General features: G+C 41.6%; 2 protein-coding genes. One reads left to right on the top strand and one right to left on the bottom strand.

Annotation, left to right across the window (positions count from 1 at the left end):
* Nucleotides 1–123 precede the first annotated feature (123 nt).
* Nucleotides 124–462, bottom strand: coding sequence for a hypothetical protein (locus tag UF06_RS06490; RefSeq protein WP_045569718.1), 339 nt, complete (start codon nt 460–462; stop codon nt 124–126).
* Between the two features lie 45 nt (nt 463–507).
* Here UF06_RS06490 and UF06_RS23840 point away from each other — a divergent pair, with 45 nt between their 5' ends.
* Nucleotides 508–963: a competence protein CoiA family protein gene (locus UF06_RS23840; RefSeq protein ID WP_242401994.1), complete on the top strand. Its 456-nt coding sequence runs from the start codon at nt 508–510 to the stop codon at nt 961–963.
* Nucleotides 964–1,053 lie beyond the last annotated feature (90 nt).

The raw sequence follows: 1,053 nt of genomic DNA on the forward strand, positions 1-1,053 counted from the left end.
ATGGAAGTTTTGCGGCATTCTGACTACACAATAACAAGGGAAGACTTACTCGTGGCTGCAACCCTGCTTGCTCAAAATCTATTCAAACATGGTTATGCTTTGGGGAAATTATGAGGGGATCCCTCAGTACATAGCGGCATCATCTAACGGCTTGAATGCTTGATTGGGGCACTCCAAACACTTTATTTTAGGTTTGCCACATAGATCTTGATGCCACTCGTTTTCGCAAGCGATCGCATAACCACTTCTACCTTGTTGATTCTGCCACCTATGCGCATAGCATTGAGTATTGCCTTTAAAATAACTCTGATAGATAGACAGTTTTTGTTGAGGTGACATTTCACATACAGGCTTCTTGTTAATCGCTTCCTGCGTCAATAGACGCTGCTTCTGCTGTTCAAGTTGAGCCAGCTCCTTTTTCAGCTCATGAATCTTTTGCTCAATTAGCTCAAGCTCATCCATATCTAGCCCCGACAATTACATCATTTTCATGCAGTTAATCATCGATTGTACAAAAGACAATACGAAAACAAAGGCACAATTCATAACCTATCTAACATATTTATAAAGCATTTTTGCCTAAAATCAGTACATACTGTCGCTAAATTAAGAGTTATTCACGTTTTGATGATGCTTCAACATGTGCCTTTCGGCTTAAGAACTCAAGATCAGACATTCGTTGATGTCGCAGATGTTGTGCGAGGGAAAAATTGCGGCTGTATATGCCCTTCTTGCCATACACCACTGATTGCGAGACAAGGTGAAGAAAAGCAATGGCACTTTGCTCATGCGAGCCGCAAGGTTGAAGGAACTGATAAAGAATGTGATTTTTCTTTTTTTGTTTCTGTGCGCATGATGGCTAGACAAGTGATAGAAACAGGTATAGCTATTGTTCTTCCTGAATACAGGAGTTATCTAACAAAACAGTATCCGCCCCATGAACCCACGGGGCGATATTGTTAGTGTTTGAAGTTCCAAGGCAGGAGTGCATCGATATCAGGTTCCGCTTTCGCTAACTCCTGCATGCACTTGACCATGTAGTCGTAAAGGATA

The sequence above is a fragment of the Vibrio sp. S234-5 genome (assembly GCF_000960595.1).
In the GTDB taxonomy this organism is placed as follows: domain Bacteria; phylum Pseudomonadota; class Gammaproteobacteria; order Enterobacterales; family Vibrionaceae; genus Vibrio.

Coding starts and splice junctions, on each gene's coding strand:
- UF06_RS06490 (WP_045569718.1), bottom strand. CDS start 462: ATGGATGAGCTTGAGCTAATTGAGCAAAAGATTCATGAGCTGAAAAAG.